The organism is Halomarina rubra, from assembly GCF_023699475.1.
Taxonomy (GTDB): domain Archaea; phylum Halobacteriota; class Halobacteria; order Halobacteriales; family Haloarculaceae; genus Halomarina; species Halomarina rubra.
Genome location: NZ_JALXFV010000008.1, coordinates 61,637 through 77,604, shown reverse-complemented (window position 1 = coordinate 77,604; position 15,968 = coordinate 61,637). Strand labels below are relative to the sequence as shown.

23 protein-coding genes and 1 tRNA gene are annotated in these 15,968 nt (G+C 67.8%); 15 read left to right on the top strand and 9 right to left on the bottom strand.

The genetic code is table 11. From position 1 onward, the window contains the following. Window positions 1-39 precede the first annotated feature (39 nt). Window positions 40-558 carry a peptidylprolyl isomerase gene (locus M1L36_RS15185; RefSeq protein WP_250874585.1) on the top strand — a complete coding sequence of 173 codons (519 nt, stop codon included), beginning with the start codon at window positions 40-42 and terminating at the stop codon, window positions 556-558. A gap of 5 nt (window positions 559-563) precedes the next feature. Here M1L36_RS15185 and M1L36_RS15180 read toward each other — a convergent pair whose 3' ends face one another. Next, window positions 564-1,043, bottom strand: a complete 480-nt coding sequence (locus tag M1L36_RS15180; protein ID WP_250874584.1) for an SRPBCC family protein — start codon at window positions 1,041-1,043, stop codon at window positions 564-566. 6 nt (window positions 1,044-1,049) lie between these two features. Then, window positions 1,050-1,256, bottom strand: coding sequence for a DUF4177 domain-containing protein (locus M1L36_RS15175; RefSeq protein WP_250874583.1), 207 nt, complete (start codon window positions 1,254-1,256; stop codon window positions 1,050-1,052). An 81-nt stretch (window positions 1,257-1,337) separates the two neighbouring features. Between M1L36_RS15175 and M1L36_RS15170 the strand changes: the two genes are divergently transcribed. Together M1L36_RS15170 and M1L36_RS15165 are read left to right on the top strand one after the other, a co-directional pair. Beyond that, window positions 1,338-1,688 carry a ferredoxin gene (locus tag M1L36_RS15170; RefSeq protein WP_250874582.1) on the top strand — a complete coding sequence of 117 codons (351 nt, stop codon included), beginning with the start codon at window positions 1,338-1,340 and terminating at the stop codon, window positions 1,686-1,688. 40 nt (window positions 1,689-1,728) lie between these two features. Further along, a tRNA-Leu gene (locus M1L36_RS15165) sits at window positions 1,729-1,813 on the top strand. Between the two features lie 227 nt (window positions 1,814-2,040). On the opposite strand, the gene M1L36_RS15160 is transcribed toward M1L36_RS15165, so the two are convergent. From M1L36_RS15160 to M1L36_RS15145, 4 genes are all read right to left on the bottom strand, one after another. Next, window positions 2,041-2,280, bottom strand: a complete 240-nt coding sequence (locus tag M1L36_RS15160; RefSeq protein WP_250874581.1) for a hypothetical protein — start codon at window positions 2,278-2,280, stop codon at window positions 2,041-2,043. A gap of 180 nt (window positions 2,281-2,460) precedes the next feature. Next, the gene (locus M1L36_RS15155; protein WP_250874580.1) at window positions 2,461-2,865 is read right to left on the bottom strand and encodes a carboxymuconolactone decarboxylase family protein; all 405 of its coding nucleotides are present in this window, start codon (window positions 2,863-2,865) and stop codon (window positions 2,461-2,463) included. 217 nt (window positions 2,866-3,082) lie between these two features. Beyond that, window positions 3,083-3,361, bottom strand: coding sequence for a hypothetical protein (locus M1L36_RS15150; protein ID WP_250874579.1), 279 nt, complete (start codon window positions 3,359-3,361; stop codon window positions 3,083-3,085). Further along, window positions 3,358-4,398 (bottom strand): hypothetical protein, encoded by a 1,041-nt coding sequence (locus M1L36_RS15145; RefSeq protein ID WP_250874578.1) that lies wholly within the window; start codon window positions 4,396-4,398, stop codon window positions 3,358-3,360. Before M1L36_RS15145 ends, M1L36_RS15150 begins: the two co-directional genes overlap by 4 nt. Before the next feature lie 215 nt (window positions 4,399-4,613). Here M1L36_RS15145 and M1L36_RS15140 point away from each other — a divergent pair, with 215 nt between their 5' ends. Next, on the top strand, window positions 4,614-5,123 hold the full coding sequence (locus M1L36_RS15140) for a DUF5813 family protein (RefSeq protein WP_250874577.1): 510 nt from the start codon (window positions 4,614-4,616) through the stop codon (window positions 5,121-5,123). Between the two features lie 72 nt (window positions 5,124-5,195). Next, window positions 5,196-5,333, top strand: a complete 138-nt coding sequence (locus M1L36_RS15135; RefSeq protein WP_250874576.1) for a hypothetical protein — start codon at window positions 5,196-5,198, stop codon at window positions 5,331-5,333. Window positions 5,334-5,387: 54 nt separating this feature from the next. Here M1L36_RS15135 and M1L36_RS15130 read toward each other — a convergent pair whose 3' ends face one another. Further along, window positions 5,388-6,065, bottom strand: a complete 678-nt coding sequence (locus M1L36_RS15130) for a potassium channel family protein (RefSeq protein WP_250874575.1) — start codon at window positions 6,063-6,065, stop codon at window positions 5,388-5,390. A gap of 77 nt (window positions 6,066-6,142) precedes the next feature. Here M1L36_RS15130 and M1L36_RS15125 point away from each other — a divergent pair, with 77 nt between their 5' ends. Continuing rightward, window positions 6,143-6,460 carry a DUF7967 family protein gene (locus tag M1L36_RS15125; protein ID WP_250874574.1) on the top strand — a complete coding sequence of 106 codons (318 nt, stop codon included), beginning with the start codon at window positions 6,143-6,145 and terminating at the stop codon, window positions 6,458-6,460. A gap of 40 nt (window positions 6,461-6,500) precedes the next feature. On the opposite strand, the gene pdhA is transcribed toward M1L36_RS15125, so the two are convergent. Further along, window positions 6,501-7,517 carry a pyruvate dehydrogenase (acetyl-transferring) E1 component subunit alpha gene (gene pdhA, locus M1L36_RS15120; protein ID WP_250874573.1) on the bottom strand — a complete coding sequence of 339 codons (1,017 nt, stop codon included), beginning with the start codon at window positions 7,515-7,517 and terminating at the stop codon, window positions 6,501-6,503. A 137-nt stretch (window positions 7,518-7,654) separates the two neighbouring features. Here pdhA and M1L36_RS15115 point away from each other — a divergent pair, with 137 nt between their 5' ends. Further along, entirely contained in the window at window positions 7,655-7,993 is a 339-nt protein-coding gene (locus M1L36_RS15115; RefSeq protein ID WP_250874572.1) for a DUF7991 family protein, read from the top strand. Window positions 7,994-8,021: 28 nt separating this feature from the next. On the opposite strand, the gene tmk is transcribed toward M1L36_RS15115, so the two are convergent. Beyond that, the gene (gene tmk / locus M1L36_RS15110) at window positions 8,022-8,615 is read right to left on the bottom strand and encodes a dTMP kinase (RefSeq protein ID WP_250874571.1); all 594 of its coding nucleotides are present in this window, start codon (window positions 8,613-8,615) and stop codon (window positions 8,022-8,024) included. Between the two features lie 118 nt (window positions 8,616-8,733). Here tmk and M1L36_RS15105 point away from each other — a divergent pair, with 118 nt between their 5' ends. The 8 genes from M1L36_RS15105 to M1L36_RS15070 all read left to right on the top strand — a co-directional run bounded on the left by M1L36_RS15105 (window position 8,734) and on the right by M1L36_RS15070 (window position 15,803). Further along, window positions 8,734-9,189: a DUF7979 domain-containing protein gene (locus M1L36_RS15105; RefSeq protein WP_250874570.1), complete on the top strand. Its 456-nt coding sequence runs from the start codon at window positions 8,734-8,736 to the stop codon at window positions 9,187-9,189. Window positions 9,190-9,270: 81 nt separating this feature from the next. Beyond that, window positions 9,271-9,477, top strand: coding sequence for a hypothetical protein (locus M1L36_RS15100; RefSeq protein WP_250874569.1), 207 nt, complete (start codon window positions 9,271-9,273; stop codon window positions 9,475-9,477). Window positions 9,478-9,612: 135 nt separating this feature from the next. Further along, the gene (locus M1L36_RS15095; RefSeq protein ID WP_250874568.1) at window positions 9,613-10,518 is read left to right on the top strand and encodes a complex I NDUFA9 subunit family protein; all 906 of its coding nucleotides are present in this window, start codon (window positions 9,613-9,615) and stop codon (window positions 10,516-10,518) included. 161 nt (window positions 10,519-10,679) lie between these two features. Then, the gene (locus M1L36_RS15090; RefSeq protein WP_250874567.1) at window positions 10,680-11,858 is read left to right on the top strand and encodes a tubulin/FtsZ family protein; all 1,179 of its coding nucleotides are present in this window, start codon (window positions 10,680-10,682) and stop codon (window positions 11,856-11,858) included. Between the two features lie 85 nt (window positions 11,859-11,943). Then, on the top strand, window positions 11,944-12,729 hold the full coding sequence (locus tag M1L36_RS15085) for a GNAT family N-acetyltransferase (protein ID WP_250874566.1): 786 nt from the start codon (window positions 11,944-11,946) through the stop codon (window positions 12,727-12,729). 51 nt (window positions 12,730-12,780) lie between these two features. Next, on the top strand, window positions 12,781-13,419 hold the full coding sequence (cofC, locus tag M1L36_RS15080; RefSeq protein ID WP_250874565.1) for a 2-phospho-L-lactate guanylyltransferase: 639 nt from the start codon (window positions 12,781-12,783) through the stop codon (window positions 13,417-13,419). 85 nt (window positions 13,420-13,504) lie between these two features. Further along, on the top strand, window positions 13,505-14,608 hold the full coding sequence (gene cofG / locus M1L36_RS15075) for a 7,8-didemethyl-8-hydroxy-5-deazariboflavin synthase subunit CofG (protein WP_250874564.1): 1,104 nt from the start codon (window positions 13,505-13,507) through the stop codon (window positions 14,606-14,608). Between the two features lie 97 nt (window positions 14,609-14,705). Next, the gene (locus M1L36_RS15070; RefSeq protein ID WP_250874563.1) at window positions 14,706-15,803 is read left to right on the top strand and encodes a CNNM domain-containing protein; all 1,098 of its coding nucleotides are present in this window, start codon (window positions 14,706-14,708) and stop codon (window positions 15,801-15,803) included. The last annotated feature ends 165 nt before the right edge of the window (window positions 15,804-15,968 follow it).

Here is a 15,968-nt window from a genome sequence, read left to right as displayed (position 1 = left end):
CATCGGCACGCTTTTTTGTACCCCGTTCGTGGCAGGGCCATGGCCGACGACAACCCCCACGCGATTCTGAAGACGAACAAGGGCGACATCGAACTCGAACTGTACGAGGACCGCGCGCCGCGAACGGTCGAGAACTTCACCGGCCTCGCAACCGGTGCACAGGAGTGGCAGGACCCGGAGACCGGCGAGACCCGGACCGACTCGCTGTACGAGGGCACCGTCTTCCACCGCGTCATCGAGGGGTTCATGATCCAGGGCGGTGACCCCGAGGGAACCGGTCGCGGCGGCCCCGGCTACCAGTTCGACGACGAGTTCCACGACGACCTGACCCACGACAGCGAGGGGACGCTCTCGATGGCGAACGCCGGGCCGAACACCAACGGCTCGCAGTTCTTCATCACGCTCGACGCGACGCCCCACCTCGACGGTCGCCACTCGGTGTTCGGCGAGGTCGTCGACGGGATGGAGGTCGTCCGCGAGATCGGCTCGATGGACACCGACGCCAACGACAAGCCGACCGAGGACGTCGTCGTCGAGTCCGTCCAGATTCGCCGGTAACGAAGCTACTCGTTCACATCTCCGTTTTCTGCGACACGCTTGAGGAGGACGTTCCGCTCGGTGAGCAGTCGTGTCACGTACCGTTCGAGGACGGCACGGTCTGCCAGCGTACCGAGCGGCCCCAGCGGTGACCGGAAGCAGAACTCGTCGCGCATCCGTGTTCGAGGTGTCTCCCCATCGGACTCGATGGCCTCGAAGTAGTGGTCGTGGCACATCGCCTCGAACGGCCCGGCGACCTGCTCGTCGCGGAAGTGTCGCGGGCGGTCGAACGCGGTGAGTTCGACAGTCAACTCGAACGGCACGCCGAAGTGCCGCGCGCGCCACGTGACCCGGTCGCCTGCGTCGAGGAGACCTTCGGTGACACCCGCGACTGCCCGTTCGTCGCTCGCGGCCATCGACTCCGTGTGCATCTCGACGGAGCGTGCGAGGTCGAACACACGGTCTGGCGGGGCGTCCACCACGGTTCGGAGGGCGATGGTCGGCACGCTCGGCTACTCCTCGATTCGTCGTTTGAAGACGAGCGCGTCGGTCGTGCTCTTGGGTCGACCGCCGAGACTCCGCTTCGACCCGACGAACGAGGTCGTCAGTTCCCAGCCCTGCTCGCCGAGGTCGTTCAGGTCGACCTCCGACGGGAGGCCGTCACCGCGCGAGAGGAGTCCACCGCCGGACGTGTCGACTATCTTGTACTCGAATCGCATACCCGGTGCTCACCGTCGCCCGACGTATGCTTTGGGGCGGGTATCGACAGTCCCAAACCGCCCGCTGACGAACCCTCGCCCATGAGTGTCGAGGAAGACGCCGACGCCCCCATCGACCCGAGTACCATCGGGGAAGCCGACGCTCCGCCCGTCGAGGAGAAGCCCTACAAGATCATCTTCGAGGCGAACAAATGCATCGCCGCCGGGAAGTGCGCCGAGGTCTCCGCGAACTGGGAGATGGACATCTCGACGGGTATCGCCCGCCCGTTGACGTACTTCTTCGACGAGGACGAGTTGGACCACAACGTCCGCGCCGCCGAGGTCTGTCCGGCGAAGAAGGACCGTGGCGTCATCCACGTCGTCGACCGCCGGACGAACGAGGAGATTGCACCGAACCCGGAGGGCGACGGGACACTCAGTGTCGACTGGTAATCGCAACGGCCTTTTCGCTCGCTCTCGCACGCTCGGGTAGGCGGGAGTGGCCGAGTTTGGCCAAAGGCGGCGGACTTAAGATCCGCTCACTCAGGTGTTCGTGGGTTCGAATCCCTCCTCCCGCACTACCTGTCGCGAACGACAGTGAGCGACGGCAGTGGACGGAGAGGGTTCGAACTCGGGAGGGCGCGCGCAGCGACGCGAGCACGTTCGACCTCAGTTCGAATCCCTCCTCCCGCATTCTTCCACACGAACGGACGTGAGTGTGGAGAATCGGCACCATGAGATTCGAAGCAGGGAGCGAACGGGGTGAGCGACCGTGGTTCGAATCTCTCCTCCCGCACACGCGTCGTCAGGATTCGGTGCTCCGCCACGAGGCGATGGCGAACCAGACGGTCGCGGTCGCGACCGACCCGACGGCCGAGAGCCACATCCCGAGACTGACGAACGTCACCGTGTAGAGACCGCCCAGCAGGACCGACACGACCGACGTCCGGCGAGGGACGAGCGCCGTCTGGTCGCGGAGCGTGGGGAGGAGTGCGAAGATACCGATCATCGAACCGACCGCGAACGCGAGGTCTTGCCATGCCATTGGAACACCGGTCGCGACGGACGCTCGGCGGGGTCGTACCGTCGGCTGTGAGCGTCCGCCGTCCGTGTCGGTCTCGGACAGTCGGGGAGTCCATAAGCGCTCGGCCGGACGGGGCCGGCCGCACCGGGCGTGGCAGTCGAACCGGCTGTGTCGTGTAAAAATCGAGGCCGCGATGACGGGTCAGTCGTCACCGGCGGCGGCGGCCTGCTGGTCTTCGATGTGCTGGACGATTTCGCTGGTCTCGCGTCTGAAGTCGTCGAGGTCGACCTCCGCGCCGTGGAGGATGGTCGAGAAGTATCGGACGTTGGCGGCGACGTTGGCGGCCTCGGACAGGCCCTCGTCGGACACGCCTTCGAGTCTCGCCTCCTCGCCGTGGAAGTGGATGCAGTACGGGCAGTTCATCGCGGCCGCCGCGCCGACCGCGACGAGCGCCTTCTCCCGGTTCGGCAGGTCGGTCTCGCCGAGTTCGAGGTCGCGGACGACGCCCCAACTGTGGTCGGCGGCGGGTTCCGAGAGGGCGTCGAGCCAACTCGGAACCTGGCCGAGATACTCCTCGATCTCTCGTTGGGTCTCGTTGGATACCATAGTTTCTCCTCGAAGTACGGACCGCACGGGCGCGACCGGCGACCCGCGGCCCGTCTCCAATCCCGTGTCGTTTCTCGGGCGACATGACACTAACTCATGGTGTCGAACCGGACGAGAACTGTCGTTGGTCGGTCACGTGTTCGACGGAAAGAGTTCCGTGGACGGCGACCGGACGGCGGTCGGGGGAGTCGGGAGCGAGGAGTCGGAACAGTCGGGGTCAGAGCGTCGCGTAGCCGACGACGCCGGCGACCGTGAGTGCGACACCGCCGAACACCGCGACGTCGGCTCGTCGCGCCGAGGCGAGGACCGCGGTGTGGTCGCCGAGGGCACCTCCGACGACGAGTCCGATACCGCCGAGCGTCGCGAGGACGTACGGGAGCTGTTCGGCGGGGGAGTGGCCGGCCGACCCGTGGGCGGCCACCGGCGACGCGACCAGCGAGCACACGAGGACCGCGAGGACGACCGACGCGGCCACCCGAGACGGCCGCGAGGTCACACCTCGTCACCCGAGCGAGTCGACGGCGGGGCGTGGGGAGAGGGGACGACGACGAACGAGAGACAGAGACCGGCGAGCGCCGAGAGCGCGATGGCACCCGTCCAGACGTGGACCGTCCACACGATGGTACCGAGCGCCTCGACGACGAGGAAGTACGTGAGCGCCCAGACGGTCGGGACGGCGACGGCGACCAGCCGAAGCCCTCGGCTGTCCCGACCCGCGTCGAGTCTAGCGGTGAGGACGTCGGCGACGACACCCGCAGCGAGGTACGGGGCGAGGACCGACGGCTGTGCCAGATAGCCGATGGCGACGCCGACGAGGGCGAACGTCACGGTGTACCCGCCGAGCGGGAACGTGAAGCGGCGTGCGAGCGGGACCACGAGTGCGGCGAGGATGGTCGCGTGGACGACGAACCCGCCCAGACCCTGTCCGATCGCCGGCTGGAGCCCCGCCCCGAGGAACGCGGGGTTGGCGTACATCGTGAACGCCAGCGGGACGGTCGCGAACAGCCCCGTCGCGGCGAGGACGGGGAGCGTCGCCGCCCAGGTGGCCGGGGTCTCGCGGCGCCACGCCGCACGGATGGGCGAACTGACGAACAGCGCGCCCCCACAGACGAGCAGGAGGTGGGTCGGACTCACGAGCGCCTCGTCGCCGTTCTCGACCCCGTACAGCGTGTGCCAGACGAAGTCGCCGGGACCGCCCAGCGCGAACAGCAGCAGTCCGAAGATACCGACGCCGTAGCCCGGTGGAACCGCGTCGACCCACGAGAGACCGCCGCTGGTCCGCCGACCGTAGACGACGACGAGCATAAGACCGAGGACGGCGAGGAACCCGCCGTAGAACACGGTGTGTTCGGGAGTGAAGAAGCCCTCCTCGGCGAAGCTGAACCCATCGCTGTGCTTCCGGATGTCGAGTATCAGCCCCGTCATCGCGACGAACGACAGCGCGAGCGACACGTAGTCGAGTCGGCGACCACCGAGGCCCAGCGGTCCGGGAGCGAGTCGGTTCGACTGTGCGTCGGTCGTTTCGAGTGACATATCATTCCAGTGAACAAGAGAGGAGTTAAGCACTTCGTCGAGGAGTCCGGCCACGATGCTCGAACTCGTGTGCTTTCGAAGTGCCGACCTCACGAGTCCCCAGCAGTTCGACAGTTCGGTGAAGTCGACGACGACCGTGGAACTCGACCGGTCGGGGAGTGGCCGTGCGCTTCGTCGCGGTGTCCTTTTCCGTCGCAGCGGCCTACACGGAGGTGATGAGCGACCTCCCGGAGAAAGCACGGCGGGCGTTCGACGACCACGACGCGTTCAGCGCGAGCGACGAGGGCTACGACCTGGAGATGACGGCGTTCGGCGGTCGCGTCACCGCGAACGAGACCGACGACTGGGCGCTGCGGTACACGCTGACCGTCCGGGTGCCGACCCTCGACGCCGCCGTCGAGGAGGACGTCGGCCCCAGCCTCCAGGAAGGATGGTTCGAGACGTTCGAACTCCGACTGGAGGACGCGCCGGGTGCGGTCCGCGACTCCGTCGACGTCGAGGACCTCGACGTGCGGACCGACGGCGAGGAGGCCGTCGCGACGTTCGCGTTCACGTTCGGGAACGCCGGGCGTGCCCCCGACGTGGCGAAGGCGATGGCCGAGTACGTCGAGGGGACGTACATGGAGGGCGTCGTCCCGGGGTTCACCTATCGACCGCCCGTCTCCGAGATGCTCTCGCGCGCGCGCCAGGGAGAGGACGGTGGCAGTGGGCCGATGCCGCTGTGAAACGTTCACGAGTGTCGGACTTTCGGCAGACGTATCGAGTTCCCGAGAGACCTGCTGCTGTTCCTCATTCTGGTGGTCGTCGCCGCGGACGTTATCGCAGACGTCGGACGGAGAGAGACCCTGAATATGGTAGTGTACTGCCTGCTCGCGGTCGGTGTCGGGGTCGTCTCGCTCGTCGGCGCGACGTTCGCCTCGATAGTCAGGGACTGACGAACGACTGATGGCGACTCCGAAGAAGAGTCGAGAGAACGAGACGACGCCGACTCAGGCGGTCACCGGCGTGGCCGACTGGCCGACGATGATCTGGTGGACGTCCGACAGCACCTCGAAGTCCGCGATGACGACCACGCGGTCGCCGAGTTCGAGCGACTCGTCGTCGTTCGGGAGGCTGACCGACCCGCCCTCCTTGCCGAAGCCGAGCAGTTTCGCGTTCGCCGGGAGTTCGAGTTCCGAGAGCGTGTAGCCACGCATCGGCGACTCCTCGGTGACGGTGAGTTCGACCAGTTGGATGTTCTGGGCGACGTCGGCGATGGCGCGGACGGTGCCGCCCATCAGCGCGTTCTTCGCGGCTATCGCGCCGAGTCGTTCGGGGTAGATGACCTCGTCGACGTCGCTGGCGTACTTCGCCAGGACGTACTCGCGGTAGTCGTCGTCGACCCGGAGGACGGTCCGACAGTCGTGCGCCTTTCCGATCATGCACGCGACGAGGTTCACCGTCACGTCACCCGAGAGGGCGGCGATGCCGTCGGCGTCCTCGACGCCGACCGCGAGCAGGTCGCTCTCGCTCGACCCGTCGCCCTCGACCACCTCGAACTCCTCGGTCGGGGCGCGCTCTGACCGCCCCTCGTCGAGTTCGACGACGGTGACGTCGTGTCCCTCCTGCGTCAACACGCGCGCCGTCCGGCGACCGACGCGTCCAGCACCCACGATAACAAAGCGCATGATTGTTCATGCGGTCCCCCCGCTATAACTGTATCCCCGCCGGCGAAATTTTACCCTCGCCACGCCTATCGAGCGCTATGGGTGACTCGGGAGCGACCACGGAGCGAGATCGGACCGCGAGCACCGACACCGTCCGGGTCTGGCTGGTCGAACGGACGTACTCGGACGACGAACAGAACCTCATCGTCCTCACCTACGCGACGCCCGACGGCGAGCGCGACTTCCGGAAGGAACGGGCGTTGACGAGTTTCACGGGCGACGACCGGGAGACGACGGCGGCACTCGACGTCTCCCCGGGGAACCTCGGGACGGTCACCGACGCCGAGACCCGCGAACAGTACGCCGGGGAGGTCGCTCGAATGCGCGAGCGCCACGACCCCGACGACCCCATCTGAGGGAGGGCGCCGTGGGCGAGGACGTCGTCTTCGGGTGGAGTCAGTTGCGCGAGCGGACGAACTCGCGCTGACGTTCGAGTTCGGGCGGTAGCTCCTCGTAGACGTGGTCGAACACGTCGTCGGGGTCGCTCGTCTCGGTCTCCTCGACGTGGTCGACGGCGTCGCCGACCTCCTCGGTAGCCTGCTCGCGCAGGTCATCGAGTTCCTCGTCGGTGACGAGTCCCGCGTCCGCGAGGTACTCGACGTAGCGTTCGATGGGGTCGCCGGTGCGCCACTCGGGGAGGTCGGAGTCGTCGTCGCGGTACTGCGAGGGGTCGTCGCTGGTCGTGTGTGGGCCCTTGCGGTAGGTGAGGCTCTCGACGAGGACGGGCGTCCCGTCGCGGGCGACGTCGAGCGCCGCCGAGACGACCTTCCGAACCGCGAGCGGGTCCATCCCGTCGACCTGCACGCCCTCGATGCCGTACGCCTCGGCCTTGACGGCGATGGACTCGCTGGCGGTCTGCTTGTTCCGCGGGGTCGAGATGGCCCAGTGGTTGTTCTCACAGAAGAAGACGACGGGGGCGTCGAACACGCCCGCGAAGTTGACGCCCTCGTGGAAGTCCCCCTCGCTGGTCGCGCCGTCACCGAAGTAACAGAGCGTCGCCGACTCCTCCTCGCGGTAGTTCCGGGCCATCCCCAGCCCCGCCGCGTGGGGTATCTGGGAGGCGATGGGAACCGCCTGCGGGAGGACGTTCAAATCGTGGTCCGAAGCGTACTCGGCGTGGCCCCGTCGGAACGCGAGGATGTCGCTCATCGGGACGCCGTGGGCGAGTTGCATCGCGTTCGAGCGGTACGTCGGGACCAGCCAGTCGCCGTCGCGCATGGCGTGGGCCGCCCCGACCTGTGAGGCCTCCTGACCCTCGAACGGTGGGTAGCCGGACATCCAACCGCGACGCTGGAGCGCGAGTGCGCGTTCGTCGAACCGTCGGGCGCGGACCATGTCTCGCAGGAGCGCCCACGCCTCGCCCTCCTCGAAGCCCGTCTCCGAGAACGGGCGCTCGCCGATGACCTGGTGCATACGCCGACGTGACGCGAGGATACGAAAGTGGTTGCGGTGTGGTCGTGACACGAGTCCCCCCGGCCGAGGCGCTCACCACCCACCACCGAGACGCCCGGATGCGACATCCCGAAGTGCCCCGCACCCGTAGTGTCGGTATGGCTTCGCTCGTCGGCGTCGTGCTGTTGTTGGTCCTCGTCGGCCTCAACACCGCCATCGCCGCCCTGCTGACGCGGTTCTTCCGGGTCCGCCTCGACACCCGCTGGGGACCGGTCGTCTACTCGCTGTTGCTCACGCCGGTCGCGCTGTTCGTCCCGGCGCTCCTCCTCGGAGCCGTCACGCCGCCGGTTCTCGGGGAGAGTCGAGCGGCGTTCGTCGCGGTGGCGTTCCTCCTGCCGATGACGTTCGGCATCGCGTTCGACTATCTCTGGATGCCCAGCCCCGAGGAGGTCGAACTGCCCACCGACTACGCTCGCGAGAACTCCCCGCGGCGCTGAGTCGCCCGCCGAACGACGGCGGTTCCGACTACCGCTCGCCCGCCGCGAGGATGCGCTCGAACGCCTCCTCGACGTCGGTCAGGACGGCTTCGGGCGACTGTTCGGCGTCGATACGGACGAACCGCTCCGGCTGGTACTCGACGAGTTGCTCGTAGTTCTGCTGGACGGCCGCGAGGTAGCCCGCCGTCTCGAACTTGTCGGTCGCACCGGCACGCTCCGCGCCGACCTGCGGCGAGACGTCGAAGTAGAGCGTCGCGTCTGGCGGCCGCGTGAACGGCTGGTGGACGCCGCGGACGTACTCCATCGGGCGTTTGACCTCACCCGCGAGACTCGCGCCCTGGTAGGCGTACCGCGAGTCGGAGTAGCGGTCCGAGACGACGAGGTCGCCGTCGTCGAGCGCGGGTTCGACCACGCGCGAGAGGTGGTCGGCGTGGTCGGCGGTGTAGAGGAACAGTTCGGCGATGGGGTCGGCGTCGTCGGTGCCGAGCGACTTCCGGACGGCCTCGCCGTACCAGGAGTCGGTCGGTTCGTGCGTGAACACCGCATCGGGGTAGACGTCGTGGAGCGCCTCCCAGGCGGTGGTCTTGCCGGAGCCGTCGATGCCCTCCAGCGTAATGAGCATACCTCGGCTTTCCCGGCGGCCGACGTAAGTTCGGTGATTGGTCGTGCCCGACGGGACGGACGCCGACGGGGAGCCACCGCTCCCGAAAGCACTTATCGTGAGACGAGACAGTTCGGCCGTGCCCTCCATCGCCGCGGTCGTCAGACGGTTCGGTGCGGTCGTCCTCGTGGTCGGCCTGTTCGTCGGCGCGAGCGGGTTCGTGCTCGTCGAGACCGACGACTGCGAGTTCGGCGTCGGGTTCACCCTCGAACGACTCGGTGCGAACGAGACGAGCGAGTTCGGCGAGACCCGCCGGTACGAGGAGCTAACGGACCGTCAGCAACGACGGTTCGACGAGACGCTCGCGGACCTCCGTCGCTCCAGTGGCGACTCCGCCACGAGCGACGTGTACGAGGACGGACCCGGGACACTCGCGAGTGGTGTCGTCGTCTACGAGGGGACGCGCTACGAGGTATCCCAGTTCGCCTCCGACTGTTCGGATACGGGCACGGTGCCGATGCTGCTCGGGGCCGCCGGGTCGGCCGTCGGGATTCTCGCCCTCCTCGCCGGTTCGGTCCAGCAGTTCGTCGAGTGAGCGACTTAGGCACCCGTTACTCCTGTCGCCGACGATACGGGAGGCCGCAAGTGGTTTACTCCTCTCCGACTCCGTGGGTGTATGCCCACACTCGAACGACTGCTCCAGGTCGTCGGTGTCCTCGCTATCGCCTGTGGAGTCCTCGTCGGCAGTTACGGCTACGTCCTCGCGAGCGTGGACGTCGTGGCGATTCTGGCGGGGGTGTTCGTCGCGTTCGTCGGCGTGACGATGCTGGCCGCGGGGACCGTCCTCCCGCGACTCGACGAGACCGGCAGCCGACGCGCCTGAACCGGGCGACTCACACGGTCGGGGACCCCACGGGACGGCGACCGTGGGACGCCGAAGCGTTCGCCGGTGCGTCCAGTGACGGTCTATCCTGCCGGCCGAGCTAGGTTTACGGTGCAGTGGCACGAAAGTTAGCGTATGCGAGTCCTCGTAGTCGGCGGCACGGGCTTCGTCGGAACGGCACTCTGCCGGGAGTTGAACGAGCGCGGCCACGACGTCACGGCGATGTCGCGCTCGCCGGACGACGACGACATCCCGGACGGCGTCGAGTCCGTGATGGGCAACGTCGAGGCGTACGACTCCATCGAGGGGGCGTTCGAGGACCAGGACGTCGTCGTCAACCTCGTCGCACTCTCGCCGCTGTTCCGACCGAGCGGGGGGTACGACCGCCACTTCGAGGTCCACCTCGGCGGCACCGAGAACGTCGTGAAGGCCGCGCAGGAACACGACGTCCCGAAACTCGTCCAGCAGAGCGCGCTCGGGGCCGACCCCGACGGCGACACGGCCTACATCGCCTCGAAGGGGCAGGCCGAGCGGGTCGTCCGGGAGTCGGGTCTGGAGTACGTCATCACGCGACCGTCGGTCATCTTCGGCGACGGCGGCGAGTTCGTCCCGTTCACGAAGAAACTCGCGCCACGGCCGGCCGCGCCGCTACCGGGCGGTGGCGACACGCGGTTCCAGCCCATCTGGCTCGGCGACTTCGTGCCGATGCTCGCGGACTGTGTCGAGGACGACGACCACGTCGGGAACGTCTACGAGGTCGGCGGCCCGCAGGTGCTGACGCTCGCGGAGGTCGCCGAGATGGCCCACCGCGCCGACGGCCACTCGTTCCGGGCCATCCCCATCCCGATGGCGCTCGCAGACGTCGGCCTCGGGATGCTCGGTGCGGTCGGCGGCCCGATGGGTCGCGACCAGGCGCGGTCGCTACGCATCGACAACACCGTCGACGACAACGACGTCGCGGCGTTCGGCTACGCCGAGGACGACCTGACGACCCTCGGGGAGTACCTCGGCCTGACCGACGAGGCGACCGCCGAACCCTGACCGGCCGTCGAACCTTGGCAGCCAGTCGCCCCCCTGGTTAACCACCGCTTATCTCCCGTCGAAACCGGGGGAGGGCGGTCGTTACAGTCCGCGAATAGGTCTACTCACGCTACTATTCTAGTAACAAGAGTTATACCCGCAGTCCCGTTTTCTCCGGCAAAATGAAGCTGGCAATGATAGGCTACGGGCAAGCTGGTGGGAAGATACTCGACAAGTTCCTCGAGTACGACCAGCGTCACGGCTCGAACATCGTTCGGGCTGCGCTCGCAGTCAACACGGCGAAGGCGGACCTGATGGGGCTACAGCACGTCCCCGAGGAGAACCGCGTGCTCGTGGGCCAATCCCGGGTGAAGGGCCACGGCGTCGGCGCGGACAACGAACTCGGCGCGGAGGTCGCCGAGGAGGACATCGACGAGGTCATGAGCGCGATGGACGACGTGCCGGCCCACGAAGTCGACGCGTTCCTCATCATCGCCGGGATGGGCGGTGGCTCCGGCTCCGGTGGTGGCCCGGTCGTCGCGCGTCACCTCAAGCGCATCTACACCGAACCCGTCTACGCGCTGGGCGTCCTGCCGAGCAGCGACGAGGGTGGCATCTACACGCTCAACGCCGCGCGCTCGTTCCAGACGTTCGTCCGCGAGACGGACAACCTGCTCGTGTTCGACAACGACAACTGGCGCAACGCCGGCGAGTCGATGCAGGGCGGCTACGACGCCATCAATCAGGAGATCGTCGACCGCTTCGGCCTGCTGTTCGGTGCGGGCGAGGTCGAACACGGCGGCGAGGTCGCAGAGAGCGTCGTCGACTCCTCCGAGATAATCAACACGCTCTCGGGTGGCGGCGTCTCGACGGTCGGCTACGCGAGCGAGACCATCGAGCGCGAGGACACCGGCCTGCTCTCGCGGTTCCGCGGCAACGGTGGCGGCGACGACAGTCTCGACGCCGCTCAGACGACCAACCGCGTCACGTCGCTGGTCCGGAAGGCGACGCTCGGTCGCCTGACCCTGCCCTGTGAGGTCAACGGTGTGGAGCGCGGCCTGCTCGTCATGGCCGGCCCCTCGAAGTACCTCAACCGGAAGGGCATCGAGCGCGGCCGGAAGTGGATGGAGGAGCAGACCGGCAGCATGGAGGTCCGCGGTGGAGACTACCCGCTCCGGAGCGCGGGCGAGGTCTCCAGCATCGTCCTGCTGTCGGGCGTCACCGACTGTGCGCGCATCAAACAGCTCCAGCAGGTCGCCATCGAGGCACAGGACAACATCGACGAGATCCGCGACGAGAGCGACCACAACCTCGACAACCTCGTCAACGACGGGCAGGACGAACTCGAGCCGCTGTTCTGAGTTCGGTGCTGCGCGGGCGGCGGGCGACGCGGTTGACTGTGCAGGCTTTCTCCATTTGCGACGTGCGCCCGTAGCGGGTCGCGTCATGTCACCACGACCAGCGGAGACCGCGGACACCGACCGCATCCGGACGGTCGCCGAGAGCGCGATGACCGCGTCGTACTCACTGAGTCCTCGGGAACTCGACGCCGTCGTCGAGGACCAGTTCGGACCGGAGCGTCTCGACACGTGGCTCGAGGACGCCGACAGCGTCCTGTTCGTCCGTGAAGACGAGGGAACGGTCGTCGCCGTGGTCAAAGGTGGGCGGCGCGACGGCTACGGCAACGTCGACTGGCTGTTCGTCGACCCCGAGCACCGGGGGAAGGGCCACGCGACGGCACTCCTGGAGGCGGCCATCGAGGAACTGGAGCGCGACGACACCCAGGTGCGGGCGCTCGCACTCGCGTCGAACCAGGAGGGGGAGGCGTTCTTCGAACGCTTCTCCTTCGAGCGTGTCGAGGAACGCGAAGTCGAGTACGGCGGAGAGAACCTGACCGAACACGTCTACTCGCGGGACGCGGACCGGAGTGACGTGGTGGACGGCGACGACGACACGCCCGGCAGCGAGGAGGCCGTCGAGTTCCCCGACGACGACGTGACGAACGACGACGGAACCGAGGTCCGCGTCGACCGAGACGAGCGACGCTCGGGGACGAAAGCACCGTTCTTCGCGACCTACGTCGACGACACCGGCGAACAGCACGGCTTCTTCTGTAGCAACTGCGGCGGGACCGAGACGGCCATGGACGGGATGGAACGACTCGCGTGCCAGGACTGCGGGAACGAACACAGACCCGACGGGAGCGAGCAGTACGACGACGGCTACCTGTGAGTCGGTGACGAACCGCCACGCTGAACCCGCTCGCCGCGACACTCCGGGTAGATGCACGTCGTCGTCCCGTACCGCGTGAGCGACCCGAAGACGCGACTCGCACCCGTCTGCTCGCCAGCGGAGCGCGAGACGCTCTCGCGGGCGATGCTCGCGGACGTGCTCGACGCCGTCGCCGGGGCCGGCCACGACCCGACCGTCCTCGCGACCGAACCGTTCGACATCCCGGACGGCGCGAGCGCGAGCGTCGAGGTCGACGACCGTCCGCTCTCGGTGGCGGTGAACGCCGTCCTCTGCGACCGTGTCGAGCGCGACAGCCCCGTCGCCGTGGTGATGGGCGACCTCGCGCTGGCGACGCCTGCGGCGCTCTCCGACCTGTTCACGACCGACGGAGCGGTCGTGTTCGCCCCGGGTCGTGGCGGCGGGACGAACGCGTTCGTCGCTCGTCACCCCGAGTTCCGAACGGACTACCACGGCGCGTCCTACCGGGACCATCGGCGAATCTGTGCGGACGTCGGCGTGACCCCACGGACGGTCGACTCCTACCGACTCGGGACGGACGTCGACGCCCCGGCGGACCTCGTGGAGGTCCTGCTGCACGCCTCCGAGAACGGGCGGACGCGGCGGTTCCTCGCCGAACGGTTCTCGCTGGCGACCGGCGACGGGCGCGTGACCGTCGAACGCCGCGAGTGAGCCGTCGACCCGACGACCACTCTCGACGGGCCGTGGAGAGCCGCCATGAGACAGTTTTTTGCTGTGCGGGGGACGACCTCGGACAGTGATTCCGGGCGCTGCCGAGTACGACGTGGACCTCGCTATCGACCCCGAGGACACCGAGCGACTGCTGGCGGTGACGCCCGACGACGTGGGACCCGCTCCCGAACTGACGTTCGCACGGAACGTGTTCGTCCCGCTGACGACGGCGTGTCGCTACACCTGCACCTACTGCACGTACTACGACGTCCCCGGACAGGCGTCGTTGTTGTCGCCCGAGGAGGTCCGGGACGTCTGTCGACGCGGTTCGGACGCCGGTTGTACGGAGGCGCTGTTCACGTTCGGGGACGACCCCGACGACCGCTACACGGCGGTTCACGACCAGTTGGCCGACTGGGGCCACGACTCCATCCACGAGTACCTGCGCGAGGCCTGTGAGATAGCCCTGGACGAGGGCCTACTGCCCCACTCGAACCCCGGCGACCAGACCCGCGAACAGATGGCGCACGTCGCGGACCTGAACGCCTCGATGGGCGTGATGCTGGAGACGACCGCCGACGTCCAAGCCCACGGCGGTCCGCGCGCGAAGTCCCCCGGCCAGCGCCTCGCGACCATCCGCACCGCCGGCGAGCTCGGCGTCCCGTTCACGACGGGCGTCCTCGTCGGCATCGGCGAGACGTGGCACGACCGGGCGGAGTCGCTGTTGGCGATACGGGAACTGCACGAACGCTACGACCACGTCCAGGAGGTCATCGTCCAACCGGTCGCGACCAACGAGCGCTGGCGCGGGGAGACGCCGGGCGTCGAGACGCTGCGTCGCGTGGTGGCGATGGCCCGCGTCGCCTTGCCCGAAGCGGTGAGCGTACAGGTGCCACCGAACCTCGCGCCCGTCCGCGAGGTGCTCGACTGCGGCGTCGACGACCTCGGGGGCGTCTCACCGGTGACCGACGACCACATCAACCCGGACTACGCGTGGCCCGCGCTGCGCGAACTGGAGGCCATCGCCGAGGACGCGGCGGTCCCGTTGTGCGAACGACTGCCGGTGTACGAACGCTTCCTGGACGGGTCGGGGGCGAACGACCGCCCGTGGCTCTCCGAGCGCGTCCGTGCGGAACTCGACGCACCGACGGCGGCGGGCGAGCGCTACCGGGCCGTGTTGAGCGACTGATTCCCCTTCGAGTGAAGCTGTCGAGGGGCCGACCGAAACGGTCCGGAGAGTCCCGGTGGCACCAGTTTTTTAGAGTCTCTCCGGGTAGTTCATCGGGATGACCGCAGCCCAAGCCTTGCAAGCGTCCGGCGCGGAGGTCGGTCTCCGCCTGTTCGCGGGGGTCCTCCTCATCCTCGCCAACGGCTTCTTCGTCGCCATCGAGTTCGCTCTGACCCGTGCGCGTCAGTTCTCCGAAGAGGAGTTCGTCGGTGGGAACCCCAAACTCGAACGCGCCTGGGAGATGACGAACGAACTCGAAATCTACCTGACGACGTGTCAGGTTGGTATCACCGCGTCGAGCATCGCGGTCGGTATCGTCGCCGAACCCGCCCTCGCCGCGCTGTTCGAACCGCTGTTCGAGGACAGTGCGCTCGCCTCGGTCGGTGCCGGGTCGCTCATCGCGTTCGGTATCATCAACCTGCTCCACCTCACCCACGGCGAGCAGACGCCGACGTACCTCGGCGTCGAGCGCTCGCGGCAGGTGTGTCGCTACGGTGCGACGCCGCTGTACTGGTTCCACTACCTCATCTCGCCGCTCATCACGCTCGGCGACTGGGTCGCGAAGGGGACGCTCAAGCTGATGGGCGTCGAGATGACCGGCGCGTGGCTCGAAGCCGAGGCCGACGTCATCGAGTCGCGGGCGGACCTGCGCCGGAACCTGGACGAGATGCTCGACGACGTCGACATGCCCGAGGAACGCCAGGAGGAGATCCAGGCCGCCCTCGACATCGACCGTCTCACCGTCCGCACCGAGATGGTCCCGCGCGACGCTATCGCGGCGCTCTCGACGACGAAGGACGTCGAGACGAACCTCGAGGTCCTCGAAGACAACCCCCACACGCGGTTCCCGCTCGTCGGCGACTCCCTCGAAGAGTTCGAGGGCATCGTCTACATCCCGGTGGTGACTCGCCACTTCGACGAACTCCGCGACGGCGAGCGGACGTTCGCCGACCTCGCGGCCCCGCCCCTGACGTTCGACCCCGAGACGAGCATCAGCGAGGCGCTCGACGTCTTCCAGGACGAGAACCAGGAACTCGCACTCGTCGTCGAGGACGGCGAGGTGGTCGGCCTGCTGACCGCGACGGACGCGATGGAGGCGGTCACCGGCGAACTCGCGGACCCGACCGACCCCGTCGAGGAGCGGCCGACGACCTGAGCCGCCCCCGACGGCTGCGACGTCGACGAGCACGTACCGGTTCCGACGACGACCGCCGTAGTAAGTGTCTGACACCCGTTAACCGCCGTCTACCGACGACGTGTTCGGTTGTGAATGGTCCCGTGTGGCCCGTCGACGGGACAACGGTCGACTCCGTCGCGAGAT

What these genes read in the sequence shown, in the direction of transcription:
- M1L36_RS15100 (WP_250874569.1), top strand. Translation starts at nt 9,271, where the DNA reads ATGCCCACACTCGAACGACTGCTCCAGGTCGTCGGTGTCCTCGCTATC.
- tmk (WP_250874571.1), bottom strand. Translation starts at nt 8,615, where the DNA reads ATGCTCATTACGCTGGAGGGCATCGACGGCTCCGGCAAGACCACCGCC.
- M1L36_RS15130 (WP_250874575.1), bottom strand. Translation starts at nt 6,065, where the DNA reads ATGCGCTTTGTTATCGTGGGTGCTGGACGCGTCGGTCGCCGGACGGCG.
- M1L36_RS15115 (WP_250874572.1), top strand. Translation starts at nt 7,655, where the DNA reads ATGGCTTCGCTCGTCGGCGTCGTGCTGTTGTTGGTCCTCGTCGGCCTC.
- M1L36_RS15145 (WP_250874578.1), bottom strand. Translation starts at nt 4,398, where the DNA reads ATGTCACTCGAAACGACCGACGCACAGTCGAACCGACTCGCTCCCGGA.
- M1L36_RS15085 (WP_250874566.1), top strand. Translation starts at nt 11,944, where the DNA reads ATGTCACCACGACCAGCGGAGACCGCGGACACCGACCGCATCCGGACG.
- M1L36_RS15140 (WP_250874577.1), top strand. Translation starts at nt 4,614, where the DNA reads ATGAGCGACCTCCCGGAGAAAGCACGGCGGGCGTTCGACGACCACGAC.
- M1L36_RS15090 (WP_250874567.1), top strand. Translation starts at nt 10,680, where the DNA reads ATGAAGCTGGCAATGATAGGCTACGGGCAAGCTGGTGGGAAGATACTC.
- M1L36_RS15125 (WP_250874574.1), top strand. Translation starts at nt 6,143, where the DNA reads ATGGGTGACTCGGGAGCGACCACGGAGCGAGATCGGACCGCGAGCACC.
- M1L36_RS15175 (WP_250874583.1), bottom strand. Translation starts at nt 1,256, where the DNA reads ATGCGATTCGAGTACAAGATAGTCGACACGTCCGGCGGTGGACTCCTC.
- pdhA (WP_250874573.1), bottom strand. Translation starts at nt 7,517, where the DNA reads ATGCACCAGGTCATCGGCGAGCGCCCGTTCTCGGAGACGGGCTTCGAG.
- M1L36_RS15155 (WP_250874580.1), bottom strand. Translation starts at nt 2,865, where the DNA reads ATGGTATCCAACGAGACCCAACGAGAGATCGAGGAGTATCTCGGCCAG.
- M1L36_RS15095 (WP_250874568.1), top strand. Translation starts at nt 9,613, where the DNA reads ATGCGAGTCCTCGTAGTCGGCGGCACGGGCTTCGTCGGAACGGCACTC.
- M1L36_RS15185 (WP_250874585.1), top strand. Translation starts at nt 40, where the DNA reads ATGGCCGACGACAACCCCCACGCGATTCTGAAGACGAACAAGGGCGAC.
- cofC (WP_250874565.1), top strand. Translation starts at nt 12,781, where the DNA reads ATGCACGTCGTCGTCCCGTACCGCGTGAGCGACCCGAAGACGCGACTC.
- M1L36_RS15170 (WP_250874582.1), top strand. Translation starts at nt 1,338, where the DNA reads ATGAGTGTCGAGGAAGACGCCGACGCCCCCATCGACCCGAGTACCATC.
- M1L36_RS15160 (WP_250874581.1), bottom strand. Translation starts at nt 2,280, where the DNA reads ATGGCATGGCAAGACCTCGCGTTCGCGGTCGGTTCGATGATCGGTATC.
- M1L36_RS15070 (WP_250874563.1), top strand. Translation starts at nt 14,706, where the DNA reads ATGACCGCAGCCCAAGCCTTGCAAGCGTCCGGCGCGGAGGTCGGTCTC.